At 63.6% G+C, this 22,617-nt stretch carries 23 protein-coding genes; 15 read left to right on the plus strand and 8 right to left on the minus strand.

What is annotated here, in order from left to right; translation table 11 throughout:
- The first annotated feature begins 92 nt into the window (after positions 1–92).
- From rpmB to GN300_RS02470, 7 genes are all read left to right on the plus strand, one after another.
- A complete protein-coding gene (rpmB, locus tag GN300_RS02440) occupies positions 93–329 on the plus strand; it encodes a 50S ribosomal protein L28 (RefSeq protein WP_003946346.1) in 237 nt (78 codons plus the stop codon).
- A gap of 4 nt (positions 330–333) precedes the next feature.
- On the plus strand, positions 334–498 hold the full coding sequence (gene rpmG, locus GN300_RS02445) for a 50S ribosomal protein L33 (RefSeq protein WP_003946358.1): 165 nt from the start codon (positions 334–336) through the stop codon (positions 496–498).
- Between the two features lie 2 nt (positions 499–500).
- Complete coding sequence (gene rpsN / locus GN300_RS02450) at positions 501–806, plus strand: 30S ribosomal protein S14 (protein WP_003946379.1); 306 nt, start codon at positions 501–503, stop codon at positions 804–806.
- Positions 807–815: 9 nt separating this feature from the next.
- Entirely contained in the window at positions 816–1,073 is a 258-nt protein-coding gene (rpsR, locus tag GN300_RS02455; protein WP_003946414.1) for a 30S ribosomal protein S18, read from the plus strand.
- Positions 1,074–1,202: 129 nt separating this feature from the next.
- Positions 1,203–2,141, plus strand: coding sequence for an AEC family transporter (locus tag GN300_RS02460; RefSeq protein ID WP_003946401.1), 939 nt, complete (start codon positions 1,203–1,205; stop codon positions 2,139–2,141).
- A 19-nt stretch (positions 2,142–2,160) separates the two neighbouring features.
- Positions 2,161–2,625 carry a hypothetical protein gene (locus GN300_RS02465; protein ID WP_037132827.1) on the plus strand — a complete coding sequence of 155 codons (465 nt, stop codon included), beginning with the start codon at positions 2,161–2,163 and terminating at the stop codon, positions 2,623–2,625.
- A gap of 152 nt (positions 2,626–2,777) precedes the next feature.
- Positions 2,778–4,139: an NAD(P)/FAD-dependent oxidoreductase gene (locus GN300_RS02470; RefSeq protein ID WP_063315957.1), complete on the plus strand. Its 1,362-nt coding sequence runs from the start codon at positions 2,778–2,780 to the stop codon at positions 4,137–4,139.
- A 36-nt stretch (positions 4,140–4,175) separates the two neighbouring features.
- Here the strand turns inward: GN300_RS02470 and GN300_RS02475 are convergent, their stop codons facing one another.
- Positions 4,176–5,693 carry a PucR family transcriptional regulator gene (locus tag GN300_RS02475; RefSeq protein WP_063315956.1) on the minus strand — a complete coding sequence of 506 codons (1,518 nt, stop codon included), beginning with the start codon at positions 5,691–5,693 and terminating at the stop codon, positions 4,176–4,178.
- A gap of 169 nt (positions 5,694–5,862) precedes the next feature.
- On the opposite strand from GN300_RS02475, the gene GN300_RS02480 reads away from it, so the two are divergent.
- From GN300_RS02480 to GN300_RS02490, 3 genes are all read left to right on the plus strand, one after another.
- Positions 5,863–7,293, plus strand: coding sequence for a gamma-aminobutyraldehyde dehydrogenase (locus tag GN300_RS02480; RefSeq protein ID WP_003946421.1), 1,431 nt, complete (start codon positions 5,863–5,865; stop codon positions 7,291–7,293).
- Positions 7,294–7,384: 91 nt separating this feature from the next.
- Positions 7,385–8,284 carry a universal stress protein gene (locus GN300_RS02485; RefSeq protein WP_058037884.1) on the plus strand — a complete coding sequence of 300 codons (900 nt, stop codon included), beginning with the start codon at positions 7,385–7,387 and terminating at the stop codon, positions 8,282–8,284.
- Positions 8,281–9,807, plus strand: coding sequence for an APC family permease (locus GN300_RS02490; RefSeq protein ID WP_007727566.1), 1,527 nt, complete (start codon positions 8,281–8,283; stop codon positions 9,805–9,807). Before GN300_RS02485 ends, GN300_RS02490 begins: the two co-directional genes overlap by 4 nt.
- Here GN300_RS02490 and GN300_RS02495 read toward each other — a convergent pair.
- A complete protein-coding gene (locus GN300_RS02495) occupies positions 9,804–10,421 on the minus strand; it encodes a TetR/AcrR family transcriptional regulator C-terminal domain-containing protein (protein WP_030536334.1) in 618 nt (205 codons plus the stop codon). The two genes, GN300_RS02490 and GN300_RS02495, sit on opposite strands and share 4 nt — an antisense overlap.
- 149 nt (positions 10,422–10,570) lie before the next feature.
- On the opposite strand from GN300_RS02495, the gene GN300_RS02500 reads away from it, so the two are divergent.
- A complete protein-coding gene (locus GN300_RS02500) occupies positions 10,571–11,518 on the plus strand; it encodes a nitrilase-related carbon-nitrogen hydrolase (RefSeq protein WP_063315955.1) in 948 nt (315 codons plus the stop codon).
- Entirely contained in the window at positions 11,515–12,540 is a 1,026-nt protein-coding gene (locus GN300_RS02505) for an agmatine/peptidylarginine deiminase (protein WP_047272567.1), read from the plus strand. The genes GN300_RS02500 and GN300_RS02505 overlap by 4 nt, the downstream gene beginning before the upstream one ends.
- An 11-nt stretch (positions 12,541–12,551) precedes the next feature.
- On the opposite strand, the gene GN300_RS02510 is transcribed toward GN300_RS02505, so the two are convergent.
- The 3 genes from GN300_RS02510 to GN300_RS02520 are packed head-to-tail and all read right to left on the minus strand — an operon-like array spanning position 12,552 to position 16,346.
- On the minus strand, positions 12,552–14,489 hold the full coding sequence (locus GN300_RS02510; RefSeq protein WP_063315954.1) for a VWA domain-containing protein: 1,938 nt from the start codon (positions 14,487–14,489) through the stop codon (positions 12,552–12,554).
- A 9-nt stretch (positions 14,490–14,498) separates the two neighbouring features.
- Positions 14,499–15,875, minus strand: coding sequence for an ATP-binding protein (locus GN300_RS02515; protein WP_102999408.1), 1,377 nt, complete (start codon positions 15,873–15,875; stop codon positions 14,499–14,501).
- Positions 15,876–15,929: 54 nt separating this feature from the next.
- Positions 15,930–16,346 (minus strand): VOC family protein, encoded by a 417-nt coding sequence (locus GN300_RS02520; RefSeq protein ID WP_007727590.1) that lies wholly within the window; start codon positions 16,344–16,346, stop codon positions 15,930–15,932.
- 85 nt (positions 16,347–16,431) lie between these two features.
- Between GN300_RS02520 and GN300_RS02525 the strand changes: the two genes are divergently transcribed.
- The 3 genes from GN300_RS02525 to GN300_RS02535 all read left to right on the plus strand — a co-directional run bounded on the left by GN300_RS02525 (position 16,432) and on the right by GN300_RS02535 (position 18,673).
- Positions 16,432–17,004: a DUF4126 domain-containing protein gene (locus tag GN300_RS02525; RefSeq protein WP_063315953.1), complete on the plus strand. Its 573-nt coding sequence runs from the start codon at positions 16,432–16,434 to the stop codon at positions 17,002–17,004.
- Between the two features lie 27 nt (positions 17,005–17,031).
- Complete coding sequence (locus tag GN300_RS02530; RefSeq protein WP_003946348.1) at positions 17,032–18,000, plus strand: S9 family peptidase; 969 nt, start codon at positions 17,032–17,034, stop codon at positions 17,998–18,000.
- Between the two features lie 451 nt (positions 18,001–18,451).
- On the plus strand, positions 18,452–18,673 hold the full coding sequence (locus tag GN300_RS02535; RefSeq protein ID WP_003946391.1) for a hypothetical protein: 222 nt from the start codon (positions 18,452–18,454) through the stop codon (positions 18,671–18,673).
- 76 nt (positions 18,674–18,749) lie between these two features.
- On the opposite strand, the gene purH is transcribed toward GN300_RS02535, so the two are convergent.
- The 3 genes from purH to GN300_RS02550 are packed head-to-tail and all read right to left on the minus strand — an operon-like array spanning position 18,750 to position 22,560.
- Positions 18,750–20,309, minus strand: a complete 1,560-nt coding sequence (gene purH, locus GN300_RS02540; RefSeq protein WP_003946407.1) for a bifunctional phosphoribosylaminoimidazolecarboxamide formyltransferase/IMP cyclohydrolase — start codon at positions 20,307–20,309, stop codon at positions 18,750–18,752.
- Positions 20,302–21,021, minus strand: coding sequence for a phosphoribosylglycinamide formyltransferase (purN, locus tag GN300_RS02545; RefSeq protein ID WP_030534875.1), 720 nt, complete (start codon positions 21,019–21,021; stop codon positions 20,302–20,304). The genes purH and purN overlap by 8 nt, the downstream gene beginning before the upstream one ends.
- A 6-nt stretch (positions 21,022–21,027) precedes the next feature.
- A complete protein-coding gene (locus GN300_RS02550) occupies positions 21,028–22,560 on the minus strand; it encodes a DUF6350 family protein (protein ID WP_063315952.1) in 1,533 nt (510 codons plus the stop codon).
- Positions 22,561–22,617: the final 57 nt, after the last annotated feature.

Consider the following 22,617-nt stretch of genomic DNA (forward strand, 5'->3'; position numbering starts at 1 on the left):
TGGGAATGATTGTCATTACCGAGGTTGAACGGTACATTGATCTCACCGCATTGTCGAAAATGATTGTCATCTGCAAGTTGAAAGGAACACCCATGTCGGCTCACTGCCAAGTGACCGGACGTGTGCCGGGGTTCGGAAAATCCGTCTCGCACTCTCACAAGCGTTCGAACCGTCGCTGGAACCCGAACATCCAGCGCAAGACCTACCTCCTGCCCAGCGAGGGGCGTCGCATCACACTCACGCTCTCGACCAAGGGCATCAAGACGATCGACCGCGACGGCATCGAATCCGTCGTCGCCCGGATCCGCGCGCGCGGCGAGAAGGTCTGAGCAGATGGCACGCAACGAGATCCGCCCGATCGTGAAACTCAAGTCCACCGCGGGCACCGGGTACACGTACGTGACCCGCAAGAACCGTCGTAACGACCCCGATCGACTCGTACTGAAGAAGTACGACCCGGTGCTGCGAAAGCACGTCGATTTCCGAGAAGAGAAGTAGGCATGGCCAAGAAGTCGAAGATCGCGAAGAACAACCAGCGACGGGTCGTCGTCGAGCGGTACGCGGAGCAGCGGTCCGCTCTCAAGGAGACGATCCGCTCCCCGAAAAGCTCGGCAGAGGAGCGCGCGAAGGCCCAAGCGACCCTGCAACGTCTACCACGCGACGCCAGTCCGGTACGATTGCGCAATCGAGACGCTGCGGATGGACGTCCGCGCGGCCACCTGCGGAAGTTCGGGCTCTCCCGGATTCGCGTGCGAGAAATGGCGCACCGTGGGGAACTGCCTGGCGTACACAAGTCGAGCTGGTAAGGAAGTCGGATGGCAGTCAAGCGTTCACCGTCGAAGAAGCCACGCCCCGTAGAGGGTCGTAAGCCCAAGAAGAACCCGTTGTTCGCAGCGAAGATCACGCATGTCGATTACAAGGACATCAACTTGCTTCGCACGTTCATCTCGGACCGCGGCAAGATCCGCAGCCGTCGCGTCACGGGCCTGACCCCGCAGCAGCAGCGTCAGGTCGCCGTTGCAGTGAAGAACGCACGCGAAATGGCGTTGCTCCCCTTCACCGCCGCCCGGTAGTCATACGTGCTCGGTAGTCACACGTAGAAGTACCGAAGAGGTCGCGCAGTCACTCGACTGCGCGGCCTTTTTGTTGCCCGGACTAAGATTTCCCGAAGTCGTTCATTCCAGTCGAGAGGTGCCCGCAGCGTGTCGGGAGTTGTTGCGGGTTTCACCGTAATTTTTGTTGTCATCGCGGTCGGGTATCTCCTCGGCCGTCTCGGCACCCTCGGTAGCCAAGGACAGTTCGTTCTCGGTCGACTCGTCTTCTTCGTCGCGACGCCTGCCCTGCTGTTCACCACCCTCGCGTCGTCCGATCTTTCGGTGATCTTCTCGCCGACGCTCGCCGTTGCGTCGGCTACTGCCTTCGCCGTCGGCGCTCTGTACGTCGTCGTCGCAAAGATCTGGCTCAACCGGCCGCTACCCGAACTGACCATCGGCGCGCTGTCGGCTTCCTACGTGAATTCGGCCAACCTCGGAATCCCGATCGCGGTGTTCGTGCTCGGCGATGCCACGTTCGTCGCGCCGCTCCTGCTCTTTCAGATCGTCGTGTACTCCCCGATCGCCTTGACGATCCTCGATCTGACGGCCCTTCGCGGCGCGGATGCCGAGAAGCTCTCGTTGATCGACACCGTCACCGCCCCGTTCAAGAATCCGATCGTGCTCGCGGGCGCTGCGGGGTTGATCGTCGCATTGATCGGTTGGGTACCGCCCCGGCCGCTGATGCAGCCTTTCGAATTGATCGGCGCGACGTCGGTACCCGGTGCGCTGTTGGCATTCGGGCTCTCGCTCTACGGCGTGCGGGTGCTGGAGAAGGGCTCGAGTCCACGCCGCGACGTCGCGCTGGCGTCGACGCTCAAGATCGTGGTCCAACCTGTGCTGGCCTATCTGATGGCGCATTTCCTCCTCGGCATCGACGGTCATCAGTTGTTCGCCATCGTGGTCGTCTCGACGTTGCCGACGGCGCAGAACGTCTTCATCTACGCAAGCCGCTATCGGCGCGGAATGGTCCTCGCCCGAGACAGTGCCTTTGTCACCACTTTGGCGTCAATTCCGGCAATTGCGCTGGTCACAGCGCTACTCGCTTGAGCAGGGTTACGGTGGATTCATGCGTGTACTAACCCTCGCCGTTCTGGCCTGCCTTGCTGTGGCCGGATGCTCCGTCGGGGCCCAGACCACGGGGCCGGTTGCCGCACCGAATCCGATGGCGGCCAACGAAGCAAGTCCCGCCGACTGGTCGCTCGGAACCCCCGTTCCCGACGAGGTCGACGACAGCGAGATGGGCACGGAGTTCGACAGCCGCACCGACATCGTGGGTGCGACGGCCACGATGTTCGAATCGTGGTCCGAGGTCGACGATCACACGGTGGCCGTCCACTTCGTGACCGGCACTCCGGAGTGCTACGGCGCGTACGCAACCGTCGAAGAGACCGATACGACGGTGATCGTCACGCTCCGAACCGGGGCACTGCCCGAGGCCGCGGACAAGATGTGCATTCTGGTTGCCGTGTTCGGCAGCTTGGATGTCCCGCTGAGCCGACCACTCGGCGATCGTCACGTCGTCAACGGCTAGCCGCGCCTAAACGGCACAAGTTCGACGATCGAACACTCCGTTTCGTCAGGTGTGGTGTGCGTCTCCTCGGGACAGACTGAAAACCGACACCCGTTCACTCGCTCGTCGGCAGCTTTCGACTCGAGCGGTGCTCAACATGAAGGAGCTCGCAAGTGCCTACTCTCCAGAGAGACGTTGCAATCGTCGGCGCCGGCCCCTCTGGCCTGGCAGCTGCAACCGCGCTGCGCAAGGCCGGTTTGACCGTCGCTGTGATCGAAGCGCGCGACCGCGTCGGCGGCCGCACGTGGACCGACACCATCGACGGAGCAGTTCTGGAAATCGGCGGCCAGTGGGTCTCCCCCGACCAGACCGCCCTGATCGCCTTGCTCGACGAACTCGGCCTGAAAACTTTCGAGCGCTACCGCGAGGGCGAGTCCGTCTACATCTCGTCGGCAGGTGAGCGGACGCAGTACACGGGCGATTCCTTCCCCACGAACGACACCACGAAGAAGGAGATGGACCGTCTCATCGACGAGATGGACGATCTCGCAGCGCAGATCGGCGCCGAGGAACCGTGGGCACATCCCCTCGCCCGCGATCTCGACACAGTCTCCTTCAAGCAGTGGCTGATCAATCAGTCCGACGACGCCGAGGCACGTGACAACATCGGTCTCTTCATCGCCGGTGGCATGCTCACCAAGCCCGCCCACTCGTTCTCTGCCCTGCAGGCCGTACTCATGGCCGCTTCCGCAGGCTCGTTCTCCCATCTCGTCGACGAGGACTTCATCCTCGACAAGCGAGTGATCGGCGGAATGCAGCAGGTATCGATCCGCATGGCAGAGGCCCTCGGCGACGACGTCTTCCTCAACGCACCCGTGCGTACGGTGCAGTGGAACGAATCCGGTGCAACGGTGTTGGCGGACGGCGATGTTCGCGTCGAGGCAAGCCGAGTGATCCTGGCCGTACCGCCCAACCTCTACTCCCGGATCTCGTACGATCCCCCGCTGCCGCGTCGTCAGCACCAGATGCACCAGCACCAGTCCCTCGGCCTCGTCATCAAGGTTCACGCGGTGTACGAGACGCCTTTCTGGCGCGAAGACGGCCTCTCCGGCACCGGCTTCGGCGCGTCCGAGGTAGTGCAGGAGGTGTACGACAACACCAACCACGAGGACGATCGCGGCACCCTGGTCGCTTTCGTCTCCGACGAGAAGGCCGACGCGATGTTCGAGCTTTCCGTCGAGGAGCGTAAGGCCACGATTCTGGCCTCACTTGCCCGCTATCTCGGCCCGAAGGCCGAAGAGCCGGTTGTGTACTACGAATCCGACTGGGGCTCGGAGGAATGGACCCGCGGTGCGTACGCAGCGAGCTTCGACCTCGGAGGCCTGCACCGCTACGGCGCGGATTCCCGCACGCCCGTCGGCCCGATTCACTTCTCGTGCTCCGACATTGCGGCCGAGGGGTACCAGCACGTCGACGGTGCCGTTCGGATGGGTCAGCGAACCGCAGCCGACATCATCGCTCGCAGCAAGGCCTGACGGCCGCTTTGCCAAGTCTCGATCATTGCCCGGCAGTCACGATTGCCGGGCAATGATCGAGAGCAGTAGTTCGGCCCGAACCCTGGCCACTTCCAGCCGACAGTCGATCAGGCTCTCCACCTTCGCCATTCGGCTCCGCAGTGTGTGCCGGTGAACGCCCATCGTGATGGCGGCCGCTTCCCAGTGTCCGTTGGCCTCGAGAAATGCCCGCAGCGACGCCAGCAGTTCGGTGCCGTTGTCACGGTCGTAGTCCTCGATCGGTGTGATCATCGTTTCCGCCAGCGTGTTGAGCACTTCACGCGTCGAATCGAAAGACAGCAGCACACTTCCGGTCAGAGCTGCGAATTCCAAAGGCTCGCCACCGATTTCCGCCGCCGACGCACACAGCTGGGACTGTTCGACGGCGACCGCCAGCGCAGCGACCACCCGTCGCGCGCTCAAGCCGACACGAAGCGCGCGAAGATCCGACCTCGATACCCCGCCGAGCAACTCTCGGGCGAACTCGACGTCGTCGGTTCCACGCAGCAGCACCGTGACGCGAGTGTCGTTGATCCGCGAGAACAACTGCCGCCCCGCCTTGTTCATGAACTCGGCAATCTCGGCTCCGACGCGTCCCGCTACGTCGGACGTGTCGGCAAGAACTGTCAATCCTCGGATCATTCCCTCACCGTCGGCGGCCTGCCTGATCTGTTGCCACGCCGGCGCCGGGTCGCGATCCTCGGTGAGCAGCAGCCCGAGGGCGTGCGAATTCAACTGATCCTGAGTAGCACGCAGACGCGCGGGTTTCTCGAAGTCCAACGCCAACAACGAGTTCGCGTGACCGAGCAGTATCTGATCGACGTAGCTGAGCGCCGAAGCACTGATCACCGCCAGGTATCCGTACGGCGTTCGCCCGACGCTGATCTGCTGCACCGCGATCGACGCTCCAGACCTTGCGAGCGTCACGCTACTGGAGGCACCGCCCCCGAGAGTTGCTCGCAGTTCGTCGATCACGTCGTCCGTCGGCAGTTGAGGTGAGCTCTCGAGAACTCTTCCGGCGACGTCGAGAAGAAGCACCGTCGCCGAAGTCGCGATCGCCAGTTCACGCACGGTCGCAGCCGTTCCGCCGGAAATGACGGCACGCGTCATCCGCGGTTGCGCCCGCGACGCCCGGAGGACAGCTTCATATTCCTGCTCTGCCAACCGGCTCATCACACGCTTGACGACGGCAGCAAAAGGCGTCGGCAGCGGCACCTCGATCAGCGGGAGTCCGATCTCGTCGGCGACGGCCACCAGATCGGCCGGGACCTCGGGGTACGAGAGCCCGGTTCCGAATCCCACCGCCGCCACACCTGCCGCGTCGAGCATTCGGAGATAGCGGCCGCGCTTTTGCTGAGTGGACGGCAATCGGATGCCGGTGGTGAGGATGAATTCGCCGCCGGTCAACCACCGGAAAGGGTCGAGCAACTCCGTGGCGTGAGCAAATGTGATTTCGCGACCGACGCCCCGGGCGCCACCTTTGAGTTCCAGCGCGAGGTCCGGCTGCGCCAACATCCACCGCACAGCGATCGTCATGGGCTGGACTGTACAACTCGGCGCGTCGGCGATCAAAGATTTCACCTTTTTGGCAGCTGCCTTTACTTGTGAGTCAGCGCACACTTGCTCACACACGCCCCACAAAGTGCGAGTTCCGTGCTGATCACCTCGGCCGGAACTCGTTCGACCTCGAGAGGAACCGGTACCGATGTCGATCGTCGTACTCGAGAACTACATCAACGGTGAATTCGTCGCCTCAGCCGCGACGGAAACACTCGACCTGATCAACCCCGTGGACGAGAGTGTGGTCGGGCGTACGCCGGTCTCCACGAAGGAAGACGTCGACGCCGCCGTCGAAGCCGCACAGAGAGCATTCGAGACCTGGGGCAAGACGACGCCGAGCGTGCGGCAGGCTGCACTCCTCAAGCTCGCCGACGCCATCGAAGCGCACAGCGACGAAATCGTCGCAGCCGAAAGCGCCAACACCGGCCAGGCTCACCAGATGATCGCCGACGAAGAGGTCAAGGTCGGAGCCGATCAGATGCGGTTCTTCGCCGGAGCCGCACGACTTCTCGAGGGCAAGGCGGCCGGAGAGTACATGGAGGGTTTCACCTCCTACGTCCGTCGTGAGCCGATCGGCGTCGTCGGTCAGGTCACTCCGTGGAACTACCCGTTCATGATGGCGCTGTGGAAGATCGGGCCCGCCCTCGCGGCCGGCAACACGATCGTCCTCAAGCCCAGCGACACCACACCGGGCAGCACGCTGGTCCTGGCGAAGCTCTCGAAGGGCATCCTGCCGGACGGCGTGTTCAACGTCGTGCTCGGCAACGGCGGAACCGGAGCGACGTTGGTGGAGAACCCGGCCCTCGGTCTCGTCTCGATCACCGGTTCGGTGCGGGCGGGCATCGCTGTCGCCGTGTCCGCAGCACAGCAACTCAAGCGCGCGCACCTCGAGCTGGGCGGCAAAGCGCCGGCGATCGTCTTCGGCGACGTCGACATCGAGAAGACCGCCACCGGCATCGCCGAGGCAGCGTTCTTCAACGGCGGCCAGGATTGCACCGCGGCCACTCGCGTGATCGTTCACGAGTCCATCCACGATCAGCTCGTCGAAGCCCTCGTCCGGAACGCCGAGAAGCTGCGCCCCGGAGCGCCTTCCGATCCTGATGCCTTCTACGGCCCGCTCAACAACATCAATCACTTCAACGCCGTGAGCGACAAGATCGCGAACCTGCCGGCGTCGGCCAAGATCGTTACCGGCGGAAAGCGTTCGGGCGAAACCGGATTCTTCTTCGAGCCGACCGTCATCACCGGCGTCGCGCAATCGGACGACATCGTGCAGGAAGAGACTTTCGGTCCTATCCTCACAGTCCAGAGCTTCTCCGACGAGAAGGAGGCGATCACGCTTGCCAACGACGTTCGGTTCGGCCTGGCCTCGAGCATCTGGACCAAGGATCACGGTGTCACGCAACGCGTCTCCGCTGCTCTCGACTTCGGTGCGGTGTGGATCAACTGCCACATCCCGCTCGTCGCCGAAATGCCGCACGGCGGCTTCAAGTATTCCGGTTACGGCAAGGATCTCTCGGCCTACGGAGTCGAGGACTACACCCGTCTCAAGCACGTCATGAGTTCGCACGACTGAGTCGCCGCCCCTCCTGCTGTGCGCCTTTATCAACCCCCCCGCGGTTAATAAAGGCGCACAGCAGATTCCTCCAATCCGGAAAAGAGCCACCATGCGCCTTATCGTCGGATACCTCGCCACACCCAGCGGTAAAGACGGGCTGGTCCTCGGGGCCCAGCTCGCGCGCAGTCTCGGCGCGCAACTCGACATCTGCATGGTCCTCCCACCGGATCGGACACTGCCGGCCAAGGTTCCCTCGGAAGCCGGCTACGACGACATCCTCGCCGCGCGTGCACACGACTGGCTCGCCGAGGCGAAAGCGTCGGTGCCCGAGGACATCCAGGTGGAAGTACACCTGAGCTTCCACGAGTCGTTCGCTCAGGGCCTGCTCGACGAAGTGGACCGACTGAATGCGCTCGCGATCGTGGTGGGAGCTTCCGGCGACGGTCTGCTCGGCCGTCACGCGATAGGTTCGGTCTCGACCGAACTGCTTCACTCCGCCCATGTCCCGGTAGCGCTGGCGCCTCGCGGAACGCGGCACTCGGCGGCCACTGTGATACGAGAGGTCACCTGTGCACTCGGCACCCGTGTCGGCGCCGACATCGTCTTGAACACCGCCGTGCGCGCCAGCGAACTGATGCAGGTTCCGTTGCGACTGGTCTCACTGGTAGCGCTCGACCCCCAGAACGATCTGCGAGATCATCGCGACACCGCCGAGTCGGCCAGGGAGCGTGCACGAAATCACGCTCAGGACACACTCGACGTCGCAAGAGCCGCGCTCCCCGCGGAGTTCCCCATCGAGGTCATCATTGCCGACGGTTCAACAGTGGAATCCGCAGTGCGTCAACTGGACTGGCAGGACGGCGACCTCGTGATGGTCGGTTCAAGTCGCCTCGCACAGCCCCGCAAACTGTTCCTGGGCTCCACCGCCGCCAAGATGCTGCGCGTACTGCCCGTACCCATGGTCGTAGTGCCCAAGCACGAATTCACCCAGCCGGAGGCACTGTCATGACCAGCACCGAACTGAGTTCCAAAGGCCTCGCCACCGGCAAGATCGGCATGATCTCCGGCGCGGTGCTCGGAATCTCCTCCGTGGCACCGGGTTACACCCTGACGGCCAGCATCGGATTGATCGTCGCCGCGGTCGGACTCAAGATGCCCGCCATCTTCATCGCCGGCTTCATCCCGATGTTCCTCACCGCGTACGCGTACCGCGAACTGAACTCCGACACACCTGACTGCGGCGCGTCATTCACGTGGTCCACCAAGGCATTCGGACCGTACGTCGGCTGGATGTGCGGCTGGGGCATGGTGATCGCCACGATCATCGTGCTCTCGAACCTTGCTGCCATTGCCGTCGACTTCTTCTATCTGTTCATCGCGCGGGTGGTCGACAATCCGTCGATCGCCGATCTGCCGGGCAATAAATTCGTCAACGTCGGCACCACGCTGGTATTCATCGCGTTGGCCACCTGGATTGCCAGTCGGGGAATCACGACCAGCGAGCGCGTACAGTTCGCGCTCGTCGGCTTCCAGATGGTGCTGCTGGTCGTCTTCGCCGTCGTTGCACTGGTTCACGTCGGCGCCGGCGACGCCCCGGCCGGATTGTCCTTCGACCTGAGTTGGTTCAACCCGTTCAGCGGACTCGCCATCGGTGCGTTTGTCATCGGACTCACCGGATCGATCTTCGCGTTCTGGGGCTGGGATACCTGTCTCACGCTGGGCGAGGAGTCGAAGAACCCCAAGAAGACCCCCGGCCGCGCCGGTTTGCTCTGTGTCGCAACCATTCTCCTGACCTACCTGCTGGTCGCCGTCGCCGCGATGATGTACGCCGGCGTCGGCGAGGAAGGCCTCGGCCTCGGCAATCCCGACAACTCCGAGAACGTCTTCGGCGCTCTGGCCGACCCGGTCCTGGGCAACTGGGGCGGAATGCTTCTGTTCCTCGCGGTCTTCGTCTCTTCAGTCGCCAGCCTGCAGACCACGTTCCTGCCCGCGGCACGAACCATGCTCGCCATGGGCGCGTACGGAGCTTTCCCCAAGAAGCTCGCCGAGGTCTCGCCTCGGTTCCTGGTGCCGTCGTACGCGACCGTCGTGGCAGGCGCGGTAACCGCAGTGTTCTACAGCGTCGTCACGTTCCTGTCCGAAAGTGCTCTGCTCGACACGATCGCCGCACTCGGCATCATGATCTGCTGGTACTACGGCATCACCGCATTCGCGTGCGTGTGGTACTTCCGCAAGACGCTTTTCGAGAGCGTACGAAACTTCGTCTTCCGGCTCGCGTTCCCACTCATCGGTGGCCTCATGCTGCTTGCGGTGTTCGTCATTTCGGTCCAGGAGAGTATGAATCCGGACAATGCCAGCGGAGCATCCATCGGCGGAATCGGCCTGGTCTTCTTCCTCGGCTTCGGAATCCTCATCCTCGGCGCGGTCCTGATGATGGTCATGCGAGTGCGCAATCCCGAGTTCTTCGAGGGCAAGACCCTCAACCGCGACACGGAGGCTCTGCGCGACGAGAACGACCTCAGCGTGTCCTAGGAGACAGTAGATTCGGGGGCCTGCGCGATCAGGCCCGCCATCAACACGCGCAAGCCGAATTCGAAGGCGGCGTCGGCACGTTCGGGATTTTTCCCGGATGTTGCCAACGCCGCCTTCATCGCGTCGTTGGCTTCGGGTCCCGACGCCCACTGGACGTCCGGCGCCGCCAGGTCCAAGGCCGAACCGAGAACAAAACTGTCGACGGTCGTGATCGCGTGCAGTGTTTCGGTCGGGTCGAAGCCACCATCGGCAAATGCCTGCGCCAATGCGTTGTACAGAGTGAACGCCACACCGGCCTGCACCGTCTGGGCCGTGAAGAGCGGAATCAGACGAGGATGCGCGGCGTAGCTTCGCCGGTACTCGGCTGCCAGCGCCGCGACGGTCTCACTCCAGGTCCCCGAGGCCGACTCGACGTCGATTCCTGCCATCAGCTGAGCCCTCATCAGTTCGACGATCTCGGCTCGTCCGGAAACGTGGTTGTAGAGCGAGGACGGTCGAACCTTCAGTCTTGCGGCGAGTCCCGGCATGGTGAAGTCGCCGGATTCGTCCACCGACTCGATCGCTGCCTCGGTGATGATCGCCGGTGAGAGCAGTCGTTGCGATGGCCGCGGCATATGTCCTCCTGTAGTGATCCACACCGTTCGGGGCGCTGCAAAAAACAATTCCTCGAAAGTCCTTGATCAATCAGCGCTCACCCACCATACTTAACGAATCACATTCGTTTTACGTTGAACGTCGAATACCCGAGCACCGAGGAAACCCCATGCTGACGATCACCGCCCTCACCCCACCCGAGTCACCGGCCGCGACTTCGCCGTCCACGTCCACCCCTCTGCGTGTAGGTCTCGTCCAACATCGCTGGCACGAGGACCAAGACGACCTCCACGCTGAATTGAGCGAAGGCATTGCGTCCGCAGCGAAGCTGGGCGCTTCCGTGGTCTTTCTTCCGGAGCTGACGCTCAGCCGCTACCCCGCCTCCACCCCGGCCGGCGACAATCCCGGACGCGCGGCGGAAGACCTGCTCACCGGACCCACTTTCACCTTCGCCACCAAGGCCGCCGCGGAGAACCAGGTTCTCGTTCACGCGTCGTTGTACGAGCGCAGCGACGCCGAGGACGGCCTGGGCTTCAACACCGCGATCCTGGTCTCGCCCGGGGGTGAACTTCTCGGTCGTACCCGCAAGCTCCACATTCCGGTGACGGCCGGGTACTACGAGGACACGTACTTTCGCGGCGGTCCGTCCGAGGACGCATACCCCGTTCACGAGGCACTCGGCGCCAAGTTCGGACTCCCGACATGCTGGGACGAGTGGTTCCCCGAGGTCGCACGTGCATACTCCCTCGCCGGTGCCCAGGTCCTGGTGTACCCGACGGCGATCGGCTCGGAACCCGATCACCCGAACTTCGACACCCAACCGCTGTGGCAGCAAGTGATCGTCGGAAACGGTATCGCCAACGGCACTTTCATGGTTGTCCCCAATCGCCACGGCAGTGAAGGTCTCATCACCTTCTACGGTTCGTCGTTCATCTCGGACCCGTACGGACGCATCCTCGTTCAGGCTCCGCGCGACGAATCAACCGTCCTGGTCGCAGATCTCGACCTGCAGCACCGTGAAGACTGGCTTGCGCTGTTCCCGTTCCTGGCCACTCGCCGACCCGACACCTACTCGGCCCTGACCGCACCGGTGAACACTGCAGGAGCCAACCGATGACCTGGCGCATGCCCGCGGAAAGTGAACCGCACGAACGTACCTGGATGGCGTACCCGAGCGCCGGATACTCTCTCGGGGACACCGCGGAAGAACAGCACGAAGCGCGCTCGACGTGGGCGGCCGTCGCCCACGCCGTCGCCGAATTCGAGCCGGTCACCGTCGTCGTCGATCCCGCCGAAGTCGAAGAAGCACGAAAGTACCTGTCCGAGAAGGTCGACATCGTCGAGGCACCTCTCGACGACGCGTGGATGCGCGACATCGGGCCGACGTTCGTCCTGTCCGACGAAGGCCGTCTCGGCGGAGTCGACTGGGTGTTCAACGGCTGGGGTGCACAGGATTGGGCGCAGTGGGACAAGGACTCGAAGATCGGCGCATTTGTCGTCGAACAATCCGGTGCCCAGTTGATCGACTCACCAATCGTCAACGAGGGCGGCGGTATTCAAGTCGACGGTCTCGGCACCGTCTTGGTCACCGAAACCGTCCAACTCGATCCGGGACGAAACCCCGACCTGACGAAGGCCGACATCGAGGCCGAACTCGCCCGCACCATCGGCGCCAAGCACGTGATCTGGCTTCCCCGCGGGTTGACCCGCGATCAGGAGACCTACGGAACGCGCGGACACGTCGACATCGTCGCTGCCATCTCTTCCCCCGGAGTGGTACTCGTCCATGACCAACGCAATCCGGTGCACCCCGACTACGCCGTCAGCAAGACGATCATCGAGTTGTTCGAAAGCTCGACGGACGTCGGCGGCCGGCCGTGGAAGGTCATTCGGGTACCCGCTCCCGAAATCCTGCGCGACGACGAGGGATTCGTCGACTACAGCTACATCAACCATCTCGTGGTCAATCGCGGAGTGATTGCCTGCAGCTTCGACGATCCGGCCGACGCCGAAGCGGCCCGGATCCTTGCGGCCGCCTACCCCGGGCGCACCGTCGTCACCGTCGACGCCAGACCACTGTTCGAACGTGGCGGCGGCATCCACTGCATCACCCAGCACCAGCCCGCTGAACAAGACTGACGGCGGCAGAATTAGCGGCGACCTCGCATGTAGTCACTCACGACCGCGGCGCCGAGGCCGTCCAGGTCCGGCGCGATGACGCGTCCACCCACACGGTGCGCCATCCGGTCGACCACCCTGGCCAGACCTGGATCCTCACCGAGGCGGAAGAACGTGACCTTGGCGCCCAGCCTGGCCACCGCGTCGAGTGCTCGAACCGTCAAACCGAGGGTTCGCGCACTCGGCGGGTAGTCGAACCTGGCTTCTCCGTCCGCTTCGAGATGAGCCGTCGGCTCACCGTCGGTGACGATCAGTACCACCGGCTGTGCGTTGGAGTGGCGTCGAAGATGCCTGGCCGCCAACAACAGTGCGTGGTGCAGGTTGGTTCCCTGGTCCCACGCGCCGTCCAAACCAGCGAGCTCCGACGGGCTCAGCACATGCGCGTGGCGTCCGAAGGCGATCAACTGGAGTTCGTCGCTGCGAAATCGCGTACTCACCAGATGATTGAGTGCCAGAGCGGTGCGCTTCATCGGTACCCAACGCTCTTCCATCACCATCGAGAACGACGTGTCCACCAGGAGAGCAACCGCGGCCTGACTGCGCTGTTCGGTTTCGGCCACCTCGACATCGACGACGCTCAGCCGCACCGGCATTCGGCCCGGGTCACGCAGGACGGCGTTGGTGATGGTTCTCGTGACGTCCCACGGTTCCGTGTCCCCGAATTCCCATTCGCGGGACGCTCCGGTCGGTTCACCCATCGCACCGGCCCGACGCGTATCGCGTTGACCGGTTCGCGACGACAGTTGCCCGGCGACATCGCGCAGAGCAGTCTGCCCGAGCTGTCGCATGGCTTTGGGCGACAAGCGCCATTGACCATCCGGTGCACGATCGAAGAAACCCTGTTCCTGCAAAGCCTTTTCGAGATCGGCCAGGGTGCGAGCATCAGCGGCGGCTTCGTCGCCGAGTTGCCGCGCGACTAGCTCGGGGTCGATGTCGTCGAGCGCCGCGCCCGCGTATTGCTGCGACAGTTGATCCGCCAAGGATTCCAGCTCGGCGATGTCCTGCAGGGCACCGGTCCCCTCACCCAACCCCATTCCGTTGTCGCCGCGGAACTGTTGCGAACCTTCCCAGTCCTCACCCGGCCGAGCCGCCTGAAGGAACTGGTCGAGTTGACTCAGCTCACTCATCAGGCTCGGATCACCGAACGCCTGCTGCGCCAACGCATCCAACTCGTCACGCTGCTCCTGCGAGAGCGAGTTCCGCAATCGTTGTGCAGCCGCCGCGCGCTGCGCCAAAGAATCCAGAAGTTCCTCGACGTTGCGCGGGTTGTCCGGGAAATACTGCCCGTGCTTGTCCATGAACTCCGCGAACTGCTCCGCAGTGTCGACGCCGCGAGAGTGCGCGTCGAGCAGTTGATTCAGATCAGCCAGCATCTGGCGTATCTGCTCACGATCCTCGTCGGTGGCGCCCTCGAGTGCCTGCTTCATTCCCGAGAAGCGTTGATCGAGAACCTCACGTCCGAGCAGATCACGAATCTTCTCGTAATCCGCGCGAGCCTGTTCGCTGCGCCAGTTGTAGTCGGCCAGATCTTGCACGGCCTGAGCTGTCGACGGCGGTAACTCCTCGATCCGCATTTCGTTGAATCGTGCGTCGTCGTCGAGAGCACGTGCCAGTTCTTTGCGCTCTTCGAGCACCGCCTTGTCGAGAAGCTTACGAACCTCGTCGAGCGTTCCGTCGAGATTGTTGCGGCGTAGCAACTCACGTCGGCGCCGGTTCGCCTGGGCAGCAAGGTCGTCGAGCCCGCGCATGTCCCGGTTGCCTCGGCGCAGGAGCTCTCGGAGGGCATGGCGCGGCGACGTGCCCGACAACACGTCGTCGCCGATTGCTGCCAGGGCCTCGCGCAGATCCACGGGAGGCGCGAGCGGATCGGGACCACCGTCGTAAGGCCCGTACCGCGGATTGTGGATCATCACTGCCCCTTACGAATATACCGAGCGGCCGCCCGGGCCTTGATCTTTGGAGATCCGGCGCGCGAGGTAAAGCCCTTCGAGGGCAAGTTCGGCACCGGCGGCACGCTCGCCGTCGGATTGCGCACCGAGACGTTCGGCTACTTCGTCCAGGACCTCGAGGTCCGGAAGCTCGTCGAGAAATGCCTTGGCCGTGACAGATTCACCGGTGACGATCGTGTTGCCCATCTCCACCGCAGCAACCAGCATCCCCAGGTCGATCCCGCCGAGACGTACCCGAACCGTATCGGCCGTCGCGCGACGCAGCAGGTGCTCGAGCACCTCCAGTTCTCGTCCCTCTTCACCGGATTCGAACTCGACCTTGCCGCGAAGAACCTCGACCACGGACTCGAGATCGACGGGCCGTGCAACAGGATCGGCTTCGCCGAGCACCGCTGCCCGTCGTACCGCGGCGGCACTGACGGTTTCCGCGCCGGCGACGGCAAAGCGTGCCGACACACCCGATCGCTGGTCCACCGAGGTGGATTCGCGTAGCAAGCGCGTGAACCTGGCAAGAATTTCGAGAAGGTAGTCGGGCACCTCCGCGGCCAGGTGCGCCTCCTGCTCGATCACCGCGATCTCGCCCGCCAACTCGACGGGGTAGTGAGTGCGGATTTCTGCGCCGAAGCGGTCCTTGAGCGGTGTGATGATGCGCCCGCGGTTGGTGTAGTCCTCGGGGTTGGCGCTCGCGACCAGAAGAACGTCCAACGGAAGCCGAAGCGTGTACCCGCGGACCTGGATGTCCCGCTCTTCCATCACGTTGAGCAAAGAGACCTGGATGCGTTCGGCGAGGTCGGGGAGCTCGTTGATGGCCACGATTCCGCGATGCGCGCGAGGCACGAGGCCGAAGTGAATGGTCTCCGGATCGCCGAGGCTCCGGCCTTCGGCAACCTTGACCGGATCGACGTCGCCGATCAGGTCGGCGACCGAGGTATCCGGCGTCGCCAACTTCTCGGAGTACCGCTCGCTGCGGTGGCGCCAGGCGATCGGGAGGTCGTCGCCCAGTTCCTTGGCTCGACGTATCGAAGCCGGGGTGATCGGCTCGTACGGGTGCTCCCCCAGTTCCGAGCCTTCGATGACGGGCGTCCACTCGTCGAGCAGGAGCCCGAGGGTGCGAAGCAACCTCGTCTTTCCCTGACCTCGTTCGCCGAGCAGAACCACGTCGTGGCCGGCGATCAGCGCCCGCTCGAGTTGCGGGGCGACCGTGTCCTCGAACCCGACTATCCCGGGCCAGGGGTCACGGCCGTCCCGCAACGCGGCGAGAAGATTCTCTCGTAGTTCTTCCTTGACACTTCGCTGTACGTGTCCGGAGGCGCGTAGCTCTCCGAGGGTTTTTGCGACAGTCACCACTCCACGCTACGAGTGTTTGCGGGGTTTCGCCTCTCGCCGAGGAAGTTCGGTCGCTCAGCCTTCGATGTTCTCGGGATTCATCCAGATGATTTCCCAGATGTGGCCGTCGGGATCCTGGAAGCTGCGGCTGTACATGAAGCCGTGATCCTGCGTCGCGTTTCCTTCGGAACCGCCGGTCGCGAGCGCCTTGTCGACGAGGGCGTCGACGGCCTCACGGGTCTCGGCCGAGAGACCGAGCAGCGCTTCCGTCGACGTCGAGGTGTCGGCGATGCCCTTGGTGGTGAAGGTCTTGAAGAAGGGCTCGGCCAACAGCATCACGACGATGGTGTCACTGATGACCATCGACGACGCATTCTCGTCGGAGAACTGCGTGTTCTTGGAGTATCCGAGGCCCTCGTAGAAGGTGGTGGCCTTGCCGAGGTCCTTGACGGGCAGGTTGAGGAAGAACATCGGCTGCGGGTTTGTCGCCATGAAAGGTCCTTTCCGAGACTTTGCTGTGCGCCTTTATTAACCGCCGGCGGTTAATAAAGGCGCACAGTAGACCTAAACTCCACCCATGGATACCTGGGTGTTGCCCGCCATGCTCGGCCTCGGACTCGCCGCAGCGTCCGGAATGCGAACCTTCCTGCCCCTGCTGATGCTCAGCGCTGCCGCCCACTTCGAACTGTTCGGGATCACCGTCGGCGAGTCGATGCGGTGGATCGGATCGACCGGCGTGCTGGTGGCATTGGCAATCGCCGCGGTGGTCGAACTGGGTGCCGACCTCATTCCGTTCGTGGACAACGCACTCTCGGTGATCGGGAACGTCACGGGGCCGATCGCCGGAGTGATCGCCGCCTGGGCGGCATTCAGTCATCTCGACCCTGCGATGGCCGCGTTGGCGGGCATCATCGTCGGAGCGCCGACGGCGTTGACGTTCAGCGCCGCGCAGACCGGCACTCGCGCGGTCAGTACGGCCACTACCGGTGGGCTGGCAAATCCCGTCGTTTCCGTCATCGAGGATGTGCTGACTTTCTTCACTTCCTTGATCGCGATGATCTTGCCGCTCCTGATCATTCCCCTGCTCGCCGCGCTCTTGTGGTTCAGCTGGCGTGGCTGGCGTCGTGTCCGGAGTCTGCGCACCGCCTGACCGCACCGACCTGGTAGACAAGTCGTCATGTCCGACACCGAGATCTCGTTCCAATCCGGCGACGTCACCCTGTACGGGAGTCTTCGCCTGGCCGCCTCACCCGACGCCCCTGCCCCGGCCGCGCTGATTCTGGCCGGCAGCGGCCCCACCGATCGCAACGGCGACAGCGCCCTCCTCGAAGGCGACATCGGAACTCTGCGGTTCATCGCGGATCTTCTTGAAAAACAAGGGATTTCAAGCCTGCGTTACGACAAGCTCGGCAGTGGCGAAACCGCCCTCGGTGACTACGACATCGAGGACATCGCCGATCTCGGCTTCAACACTTTTGTCGACGCCGCCTCCGACGGACTGGACTACCTCGCCGGGCAACCCGGTGTCGATCCCGAGCGCTTGTTCGTGGTCGGACACAGCGACGGCGCCGTAGTCGCACTGGCTCTCGCCACCGCGAAGGAGGGCGCCAGAGTCAGTGCCCTCGCACTGCTCGAGCCACTGAGCGTCAGACTTCTCGATCTACTCACGACGCAGATTCACCGCCAGCTCGATGCGGTCGTCGGCGCCGGTCAGTTGCCGGTCGAACTGGCTGACGAACTGCGCGTCGCGCTCGCCGATGCCGTCGAGTCGCTGCGATCCGAGGGCACTGTTCCGGATGACCTGCCCGAGCCGCTGCAGAATGCGGGACTCGTACACGCCAACGCCAAGGCACTCGCCGAGGAAGACGCATTGGACCCGGTTGCGCTCGTGGCGGCGCTACCGGCGGGCATGCCCGTTCTCACGAGCTGCTCGGACAAAGACATCCAAGTCATTCCCGCCGATGTCGCGGCACTCGACGCCGCGCTCTCACATACAGCGCTGACTTCCGTGCGGATGCGCAACGCCAACTTCGTACTCAAGGACATCGGCGACGAACAGTCCACCGGTGCCGACTACGTCGCGCCGCTTCCGTACTCGGCAGAGTTCTCGGAGCCCTTCACAGCGTGGGTCCGTTCGTTCTCCTGATCACGTACAGACCGAACGTCCTCTTTTTCAGGTAGAAAGTTCCCTCCGCGAACCATCGCGGAGGGAATTCTGCTTTCTACGCCTGACCTGCAATGAAGACTCTTTCAATCCGGCGAACCTGGGGACAGAAGTCACCCGGAGTTTACGTTCGCGGCGCTTTTTATTGGTGCGAACCCTCGATCCGTGCTGTACGGTCATCCATTAACCAGCAACGCCACACAGAAAGGAACGGACATCATGTCGCTACACCCGCACGTCGTATCCGTACCTTCGTGGCGCAGCTGCACCGCAGACAAGCACATTTTTTCGGCCGCAATGTCGGCCAAGCACATGGGCAACAAGCGCGGTGTACCCCGAGAATGATCCCCAGTTTCACCGGATTCGTTCTCGGGCACCCAGGGCAAACGCCTCGGGTGCCTTTTCTTTTACCTTTCACACGCAGGAGCACCACATGAAACTTCGAGTCAACCAACTGTCCATCGCGCCGCCGTATGTCGATCTGCCCGGTGACCTCACCGGATACGCCGTCACCCTGGATCTTTCACACTCCGATGCGGCCCACGAAGCTACCCTCGGCGCATTGATCAGCGAGATCCGCAGTCGCGGAGCCTCACGCGTGGTCATCACCGGCTCACCGCGCGAACTCCAGGGCACCCACAGCAGCGCCGCCTGAAAGACCCGGGCGGCCTGAATGCAGAACGGGCCCCGAACTCCCGTTGAGGAGTCGAGGCCCGCTACCGAGGCAGGAGTCAGTGCGCGAAGTGGCGCGCACCGGTCAGATAGAGAGTGACACCGGCTTCCTTGGCTGCGGCAATCACTTCGTTGTCGCGAACCGAACCACCCGGCTGCACAACAGCCTTGACGCCGGCGTTGAGCAGCACCTGCAGACCGTCAGGGAACGGGAAGAACGCGTCCGAAGCTGCAACCGAACCTACGACGCGGTCACCGGCTCGCTGAACAGCCAGATGCGCTGCATCGACGCGGTTGACCTGGCCCATACCGACGCCGACGGACGCGCCGCCGGAGGCCAGCAGGATCGCGTTGGACTTCACCGAACGGCTGGCGCGCCAAGCAAATTCGAGGTCAGCGAGAGTCTCGGCATCGGCAGCCTCACCGTTGGCGAGGGTCCAGTTGGCCGGGTTGTCGCCGTCGGCGTCCAGGACGTCGCGCTGCTGGAGCAACGTACCGCCGGAGATCGGACGCAGTTCGATTCCGGTAGCGGTCGGAGCGGCTGCCTTCAGAACACGAATGTTCTTCTTACGCTGCAGAACCTCGACAGCTCCGTCTTCGTACGAGGGCGCGATGACGACCTCGGTGAAGATGTCGGCGATCTGCTCGGCCAGTTCGACGGTGACCTCGCGGTTGGCAGCGATCACACCACCGAAAGCACTGACCGGATCGCATGCATGCGCCTTGCGGTGGGCGTCGGCGATGTCGGTGCCGATGGCGATGCCACACGGGTTGGCGTGCTTGATGATTGCGACGGCCGGATCAGTGAAGTCGTACGCTGCGCGCCACGCTGCGTCGGAGTCCGTGTAGTTGTTGTACGACATCTCCTTGCCGTGCAACTGCTCCGCCTGAGCCAAACCTGCAGGCGCAGCCGGGTTTTCGTACAGCGCAGCGTCCTGGTGCGGGTTCTCGCCGTAGCGAAGAACAGCGCTGCGGTTCCAGGTAGCACCGACCCAGGCCGGGAACAGCGAGCCGTCCTCGTCAGCGGCGATCGTGCTCGTCATCCAGCTCGCAACAGCGACGTCGTACGACGCAGTGTGCTGGAAAGCCTGCGCTGCAAGCACAGTGCGCTCACGCAAGGTGAATCCGCCACCGGCAACGGCAGTCAGGACGTCGGCGTAACGAGCCGGATCGACCACGACGGCAACCGACGGATGGTTCTTGGCTGCAGCACGCACCATCGACGGGCCGCCGATGTCGATCTGCTCGACACACTCGTCCGGGCTAGCGCCCGAGGCAACCGTCTCGGTGAAGGGGTACAGGTTCACGACCACCAATTCGAAGGTCGCGATGCCGAGTTCCTCGAGCTGAGCGAGGTGATCCGGCTTGCGGGTATCGGCGAGAACGCCGGCGTGGACGCGCGGATGCAGCGTCTTCACACGGCCTTCGAGGCATTCCGGGAATCCGGTCAGAGCCTCGACCGGCGTCACGGGGATTCCGGCGTCGGCGATCTTCGACGCGGTCGAACCGGTCGAGACCAACTCGACACCGGCCTCGTGCAGGCCCGTGGCCAGCTCGATCAGACCACTCTTGTCGTAGACGCTGACAAGTGCACGGCGCACAGCCTTGCGTTCACTCACTGGGGATCACGGCCTTTCGTCCATCGGAAACCACTCCGCGCGTAGCAACAGCGGCGATGACGTCCGCCAACAACCGTCGCTCCACAATTTTGATGCGTTCATGCAACGAAGACTCGGTGTCGTCGTCATGCACCGGCACAGCTTCCTGCGCCAAGATCGGCCCGGTATCAACTCCGCCGTCGACGAGATGCACCGTGGAACCGGTGACCTTCACGCCGTACGCCAGAGCGTCGGGAACCGCGTGCGCGCCGGGAAAGGCAGGCAGCAACGCGGGATGAGTGTTGATGATTCGGCCGCCGAAACGCTCGAGAAAGCTGGGGCCGAGGATTTTCATGAAGCCTGCACTGACCACGAGATCGGGTTCGTACTCGGCCACTGCTGCTGTCAGCGCCTCGTCCCAGGCGGCACGATTTTCGTAGGTCTTGATCGAGACCTTGAAGGACGGGATCTTCGAATCCGCAGCGTGCTCGGCGGCGAGGCAGTCACGATCTACACCGACGGCAACGATCTCGGCGGGGTATCCCTCGGCATGCGAAGCGTCGATCAGCGAAGTCAGCAGGGTTCCCGCGCCGGAAGCGAGTACGACTACCCGCGCGACAGAGTCGCGAAATTGGACCCTGTCGGGCATTGTCGGCTGCGGATTGTCGGCCGAGGCAGTCAGCGCACTACTCCTGAGAACTGGAAGATGATGCGGCCGGAGTATCGGCCGCATGACAGCCTAGTCGCTGGACTCCTGCGGCTTCGAGGGCAGGTCGGTCTCCGGCTCGGCCCCGGCTGTGGGGTCCGCCTCGGGTGCCGCGACAACCTCCGCGTCGACTACTTCGATCTCGACGGTTTCCTCCGTCACTACCTGCACGGGTTCGCCTGATTCTTCGACAATTTCGGCTTCGACGACCTTGGTCACTACTACCGCAGATTCCTGGGCGAGCACTTCGTCGGCGTTTTCGTCGTCCTCGCCATCCGTTGTGGCCGCCGCCGTGATCGCAAGTTCGGGCTCGGATGCTCGAGCCCGTTCAGCCGTCGGCGGCGCAACCTCGTCCTTCATGTGTCCGCGGTGTGAGAACCACATCGCGAACAGCGCCGAGACGGTTCCGAACAATCCCAGCCACGCAAAAGTCAGAAGACCGAAGCCCCACCACAGGACCTCGACGGTGCCGAACTGCCCGAGGTCTCCCCCCGCAGCAAGGGCAAGCAGAGCCATGACGACGCCTGCACCGGCAGCTGCCGTCAGCACTGCGAGCACACTGTCCTGCCCGGCGATGCGTCGAGCGCAAGCACGGCCGAGCATCACACCCACCGCAGCCGGAACGATCAACAGCACCGGCCAGATTCCGCCGGCGACGCCTTCCGGAACCGCTCCGAGAAGGGGCAAGGGTGGCAGATCTCCACCGATGTTGCCGAACACGCTGATGGAGACGTTTCCGAAATCGGCCGTCGATCCCGTCATCACCGCGGCTGCACCGACCACGAGGTTCGGCAGGTAGAGCAGCGACAACACCGTCAATCCCAGTACGCCGACAAACCCGTTGCCGCGTGCGAGTAGGTCACCGACCGTCGACCACGACACGAGTAGCGACACCACAACGGCCACGGCGCCCGCAGCCAGCAGCGCTGCCGACGCAGCCGCGGCCGGACGAACAGCGGCAGATGCCCACGGCGGAATCTCGGCGACGACGCGATCCCAGTGCGCAGCAGCAACACCGACGGACGCGGCGATCAGGTGAATCGCGGCGACCCAGCCGAAAGCGGCCAACGTGTTGGGGCTCGACAGCGGAATTGCCGCGGAGGCGTCGGCGACAACGGCGAGAGCGATTGCCGTGATAGTCAACGGCCCGGCTACTGCCGCCCCCACCAGGCGGAGGGTGTCGTCACGGGAGTCGGTGTGCACCGCAGTCGACGCGCATCGGCGTGCAACCACCCACATCATGACGGCCGTCGGAAGCAATGGCAGTACACCGAGTTGGACGCCGCTGATAGTCGCCGGCACCTGGTGGATGACCAACCAGGTGGTGGCAATGGCGCCGAAGGTTCCGGTCAGGTCGCTGCTCGCCGATACCAAAGTGACCACGACGACAGCCGCGATCAGCAGCATCGTCAGGCCCGACGGTCGGAAGGCGACGGTCAGCAGCTTGCGCGCCAGGTCCGGGTTCGGTCCCGGGCGACCGCCGCCGACGCGGCCGCTGCCAGTACGACCACGTCCGGGTCGTGAGGACGTGGGACGGGACCGGGTGCCATCAATCAAAGAACTCATCCCCTCGAGGGTTTCACTCGACAGTGCGCCGCGCACTCAGGCGCGCCGTCGGGCTCA

It is taken from the genome of Rhodococcus sp. Ni2, assembly GCF_021352185.1.
Lineage (GTDB): Bacteria > Actinomycetota > Actinomycetes > Mycobacteriales > Mycobacteriaceae > Rhodococcus_F > Rhodococcus_F qingshengii.